The 5,939-nt window shown below is 52.6% G+C and carries 4 protein-coding genes; 1 reads left to right on the top strand and 3 read right to left on the bottom strand.

Going from position 1 to position 5,939, the window contains the following annotated elements:
• Window positions 1-85: 85 nt before the first annotated feature.
• A complete protein-coding gene (tadA, locus tag ACTF5Z_RS11020) occupies window positions 86-565 on the bottom strand; it encodes a tRNA adenosine(34) deaminase TadA (RefSeq protein WP_438985675.1) in 480 nt (159 codons plus the stop codon).
• Between the two features lie 104 nt (window positions 566-669).
• Between tadA and pgi the strand changes: the two genes are divergently transcribed.
• Window positions 670-2,247 (top strand): glucose-6-phosphate isomerase, encoded by a 1,578-nt coding sequence (gene pgi / locus ACTF5Z_RS11015; RefSeq protein WP_438985674.1) that lies wholly within the window; start codon window positions 670-672, stop codon window positions 2,245-2,247.
• A gap of 120 nt (window positions 2,248-2,367) precedes the next feature.
• Here the strand turns inward: pgi and sppA are convergent, their stop codons facing one another.
• A complete protein-coding gene (gene sppA, locus ACTF5Z_RS11010) occupies window positions 2,368-4,182 on the bottom strand; it encodes a signal peptide peptidase SppA (protein ID WP_438985673.1) in 1,815 nt (604 codons plus the stop codon).
• Between the two features lie 97 nt (window positions 4,183-4,279).
• On the bottom strand, window positions 4,280-5,939 hold a 1,660-nt coding region (locus ACTF5Z_RS11005; protein WP_438985672.1), incomplete at its 5' end, for a beta-propeller domain-containing protein.

Genomic DNA, 5,939 nt, shown 5'->3' with positions numbered 1-5,939 from the left:
CCCTGAAACGCTTCAGGAGCTGCATCTGTTAGGGCTGTGATGCACGCCTCAATCGCTCGTCAGTGCCAACAGTTTTTCTGTATCGCTACGAGCTCTGGCGCTCAGATTTTTTTAGTCTTCGTCGCTCTTTGAAAAAACGACTTAAAAGCTCGCTTGATTGCTGGCCCATGACACCTCCCTGCCACTGGACCCGGTGATTCAAATGGTCAAAATTTAGAGCCTCACAACGACTACACACAGCGCCCGCTTTTGGCTCGGTTGCTGCAAATATGAGTCGCTGAACTCGGGCGTGCACCATCGCTCCAACACACATCAGACAGGGCTCCAGCGTGACATAGAGACTCGCATCAACCAAACGATAATTTCCGACACAGCTACCTGCTTGGCGCAAGGCAACAATTTCGGCGTGAGCACTAGGGTCAGCAGTGCTAATCACCACATTGTGACCACTCGCTATGAGACTACCGTCTCTCACAATAACGCAACCGACTGGGACTTCACCGCACGCATACGCCTGCTCCGCTTGTAGCAGGGCTTGCCCCATCCAGTACTCGTCTTCATTCATACCTATTCAACTCTGTTCAATTCACAACAGCACCAATTTCGCTGCGAGCTTATGGTAACATTTGGGCCTCAGCCATTCGCCCATCGCTTCAAGGATCATATCACGTGTTAGACTTTCGTCCGGAACTCAGCGCCATTTGGGCGCAACTTCAACTAACAGCCGCAGACACCCCAAATGTTGCCGCCTTATTCAAGCAAGAGCCGCAACGCGTCAGCGATCTAACACTAGAAGCTGCGGGATTGCGTGTGGACTTATCAAAAAACAAAGTCTCTCAACAGCAACTCAAGCTGTTGCTTGAATTTGCAGCACAATCCCCCCTGAACCACCACCGATCAGCATTATTTGAAGGCAAACCGATCAATTCCAGCGAGAGTCGCGCTGTACTTCACCCAGCGCTGCGCGACTTTGGTGATATCGCAGCACTCACCAGCGAGTACCGCGACACCGTCTACCTACAGCGAGCCCGGATGCTGACTGCGGCAGAGCAAATACGTTCCGGCGAATGGCTCGGGCACACAGGCAAACCGATCACCGATATCATTAACATCGGCATCGGCGGATCTGATTTGGGGCCTAAATTGGTGTATGAAGCGCTCAGAGAGTTTCGACACAACACACTAGCGGTGCATTTTATATCGAATGTCGACGGTGCGGAAATCTACTCACTGTTAAAGACACTGAATCCGGAAACCACGTTGGTTGCGATTGCGAGCAAAACGTTCACCACGCAAGAAACCCTGTTAAATGCTAAGACAACACTCGCGTGGTTGCGTCAAGGACTGGACATTGAGCAGGTGGAGGCATCGTCGCACGTGGTCGCACTCACCGCGAGCGCCGCTAATGCAGTAAGCTACGGTGTCGCTCCTGCAAGAGTCCTCCCCTTTGAAGAGTGGGTAGGCGGCCGCTACTCACTGTGGTCAAGTATCGGATTTGGTATCGCCTGTGCGATAGGCGGTGAAGCGTTCAGCCAATTGCTGCAAGGCGCCCACGCCCTAGATAAGCATTTTGCCGAGGCACCTCTCGATCAAAACATCCCCGTATTGATGGCATTAATCGGCATTTGGAACATCAATTTCTTGGGCTACCCCACACAAGCAGTCATTCCCTATTGCGAGCGTCTAGGCTTACTCAGCGCGTATCTGCAGCAATTGGACATGGAGAGCAACGGCAAAAGTACGCTGCGCGACAACACTCGTGCCAACACAGCGACCGGTCCTATTGTCTGGGGCCAAACCGGCACTAATGGCCAGCACGCATTTTTTCAACTCATGCACCAAGGGACTCATACCATTCCAGTGGAGTTTATTGGCGCTTTGCAAGACACACTCAGCGATGCAACCCACCATCGCACCTTGTTAGTCAATATGATTGCTCAGGCATCGGCATTGATGAGCGGAAAACCCGCCCCCGACGGTCAGGCCTATCGGGATTACCCCGGTGACAAACCATCAACTATGATTCTGATAGAACAACTGACGCCCGCATCGCTGGGTGCACTGATCGCTGTGTACGAGCATAAAGTCTTTGTGCAAGGGTCGTTGTGGGGAATAAACTCCTTCGACCAATGGGGTGTGGAACTGGGCAAAAAGCTCACGAACGAGCTGTTACCTAAAGAGGCGGATTTGAGCGAGTTCGACGCATCAACCCAAACGCTCATGGGTTTGATCAACGCTCGTCTTTGACCCTTATGGAACAGCAGTAAAGAGCGCCGAGGCTTACGCCCCAGATCCCTAGGCTAGCTTCAACCGATGGCGCTCGCAAGAAAACCAAGACCGGACACCAAAGTGTCCGGCCCCAATAACTCACAACTCGACCATGCACTCGGTGCATAGCACAGTGGCGCGCGGCTCAGACACATCCTCAAATACCCCAAAGATGCGGTTCATGTAGTCGCTAAAAGTAATCACTTCGCTCGATACACGCACACCAATGCCACCCTGTAACTCTTTAAGGATCATCATCGCTTTTGAGGGCTTTTTAGTCACATAATCGACGCTGTGATCTTCCAGCTGCGCCAACTCCGCGGCGGCAGTAATGGCCGTATCCAAATCGCCCATCGCATCAACCAAGCCAAGCTCTTGCGCCTTACTGCCGATCCAAACACGACCACCGGCAATGGATCGGATGTAATCGGGCTCTTTATTGCGACCCTCCGCCACCAAGTTCACGAAGCGATCGTAGGCGGTTGAGGCCCAACGCGCAAACAGAGCATCTAACTTGTCGCTCATTGGCAACACAGGTGACCAGCCGGTATTCTCTGCCGTTGTAACGCCGTCAAAATTAACGCCCGCCCAGTCCATGACGCGCTCGAACGTAGGAAAGGCCACAGCAACACCGATCGACCCTGAAATAGTAGTGGGCTCGGCGTAAATTTTGTCAGCCGACATACTCACCCACACACCACCAGACGCTGCCACGTCGCCCATACTTACGACCACGGGAATACCCTTGCGCTGAGCCGCAGAGACCTCATCGCGGATCATCTCACTCGCAATAATGGAACCACCCGGGCTGTTCACACGCAGTACAATGGCCTTCGTGCTGTCCTTGGAATAGGCGGTTCGCAACAAGTTTGCGATATCGTCGGCACCGGCAACGCCCGGACCCTGCGATCCTTCCTGAATACCACCTTGCACAAACACAACGGCCACCGCGTTTTCATGTTGCTCAGGTGCATCCTGTGTTAATGATGCATACTCATTCATCGAAATATGCGGATAGGTATCACGGCCGTCTTTCGTGATTTTCCCAAAGCGTTCCATCATGTACTCGCGGTATTCCGGAAAGTTCATGGTGCCATCGATCAATCCCATTGCCTCAGCTTGGGCCAAATTATGGTAACCCGCTTCACCCAGCAGGGGCACCGAGTAATTGTCAGCCATGTCCTGAATGACGCTAGGATCGACATCTCGTCCTGCCGCCATACGCGCCTTCATTTCTTGCCATATGGGTTGCAGCAGCTCAGTGCGCTGCTGGCGGTCGGCATCACTCATGTCACGTCTGGTGAGTCCCTCGGTTGCTGATTTGTAGTCGCCCTGAGAATAATTGTGCACGGTAATACGCAGTTTGTCGGTCAAATCGCGGGTGTAATCGCGATAACCGCCCAGACCAGATACCGACAGCGCTCCAGCTGGATGCACAAACACTTCATCTGCTTGCGACGCCATTAAGTAACTTCCGGTACCCAGCGCTCGACTATAAGCAATAATGGGCTTACCGGTATCACGCAGTGCTGACAGTTCTTTTGCCACCGCTAAAGCCGTCGTCGGTCCAGCAAAGCCCGTCTCACTAAAATCTATGCTGATAGCCGCCAGCGACGAATCATCAGCGGCCCGTCGTAGCAGGGCCACCAAATCGCGCGTTTGGATTTGTTCAACATCCGACATGTTGAAGGGAAACTCCAACTCATCGGGAAAAGTTTCTTGGTCAAGCACCAATCCCTTTGGAGCGATCATCAGAACCTTACCCTCCGCTGTGGGCTCTTCTGGCCGATCAAAGATAGACTGAACCACTCCCGAGACCAGCGCGATGACAATCGCAAACGTAATAAGATTCAGAACAAAACCACGCAAAGCACTTAAAAAACTTCCGAGCTTGCTGAAAAATCGTTTAAACATAACAACACTCCTTAATTCAGGCACCAGTGTATGCCAAAGCGAGCTCGATGTCCCTGCAGAGCATCGCCAGTAGCTAACAACTCATCGAATGCGACGATTAATTTGGCCCGATACTCGACGCCAGGTCAGACCAGGGCGCAAAATACAAGGAAGTGCCTGTCACGAACAGAACGGTTTCGCCATCAATAACCGAACGCATGGGTTCGTCTGCCGCATTGAGATCCTCTGCCGACGCCTTCATATACCCTTGAGAGACAAGCCTAGCTTGGCTCGCGACGGCTGGCGACTCAATAGAGAAGCCGAAGAGTCGCTTTTCATGAGCATAAAACCCATCGCTATCCGTGGTGCCGCTCACAGGCACCGTGAAACGATAGGCATCATCTGCTAACACAGTAAAGGCACGACGATCGTACTCAGCTGGCGTGTAAGACCATAGTAAATCGACGCCTAAATCAACGACCCCTAAGCTCAAAGGCTGACTCAGGTCGCTGACATTGAACAGCTCAACTTTAGGATTGTTCAACTCATTGCGGCCGATGCCGAGCAAAACGTCTTCGCTTACAGGATGAAGAAAGTTAGAAAACCCAGGAATTTCCAAGCTCCCGGCAATGGCTGGATCCCGAGGATCAGTGAGATCAAATACGTACAGAGGGTCAAGCCGCTCGAAGGTAACTGCGTAAGCCCTGTCACCCAAAAATCTTACGCCGTACAAATCTTCATTAGGCTTTCCGATTGCTGCAGTTCGAACATCATTGGGCAATTGCGCTGTAACGGCGAGCTCACCATCCACAACATTAGCATCCAAAATCCACAATCGATGATCGAAGCGATCGTCCGGATCCTCGGTAATGCTCGTCGTAAACAGGCGCAAAAACCCGGCGTTCTCGTTCAACCTAAAGTCTCGCTGACCACCCAAAAACAGCTGCCCTTCAACGCGCCCCGAACCTTGATACTCGGTTGACGGGCTCATCGCGAATTGGTGTAGTAACGTAGCCGGCGCCAGACCACTGTCATTCTCCAGCAAATATAAATGATCTGCTGTGACATACACGCCCGAGACATCTCCAAAGTAACACTGAATGTTCAAGGGCTCTGCTGTAGCGGCATCAACTTGCGTCACCATCGTCAGCACAGGATAAGGAATAGGTGCACCCGCCCACTCGTGATTGGGATTGACTCGCAAACATGCTGTCGCCGGAGGAAGCTGCACCGCCTCATCGTTCCATTGAACTTTCGGCAAAATCTCTTCGATATCCAGCTGTTCTAGAGCGGCAAGATTGGCGTCTAGCTGCTCTTGAGTACTGGGGTAATAATTATAATCTGGCAGGTCCGGCGTAAAGCGACTGATGACCGTGACCGTCGAACCCACTTTACGACTCTGAACATAGCCCCCTTCAATTCGAAGTCTGCCGTTGGCAGTCGGCGTAAGCGGGTTGGCCAAAGACCAGGCCTCGATCTCAAGCCGCTGTCCCGCCCAATCACCGACAGATTCGCTACGCCACCCATAAGCGCCCCACCAGCTACTCGAGCTCACGACCTGCGCTTGGGAATCCTGAAGATAAAGCCCCTCTACCGTCAGCCCCTCGCTCAGGGGAATCTGCGCTTCGCTGGTCACGCTCATTTGCTCAGCATCTGTCACCAATACTCTGACCTGTCCATCAACAGCTGGTATCGGCGCAAAAAGCGCGTCAGCTGGGGCATCTTCTGCCGCATCAACCGCAATAAAACAGCACCCTCCTGACCGAGAAGGCGCAATC

This window comes from Aequoribacter sp., from assembly GCF_965659035.1.
GTDB lineage: Bacteria > Pseudomonadota > Gammaproteobacteria > Pseudomonadales > Halieaceae > Aequoribacter.
Note: the sequence above shows the minus strand (reverse complement) of the source record. Positions and strands in the feature narration are given on the sequence as shown.

What these genes read in the sequence shown, in the direction of transcription:
- tadA (WP_438985675.1), bottom strand. Translation starts at nt 565, where the DNA reads ATGAATGAAGACGAGTACTGGATGGGGCAAGCCCTGCTACAAGCGGAG.
- sppA (WP_438985673.1), bottom strand. Translation starts at nt 4,182, where the DNA reads ATGTTTAAACGATTTTTCAGCAAGCTCGGAAGTTTTTTAAGTGCTTTG.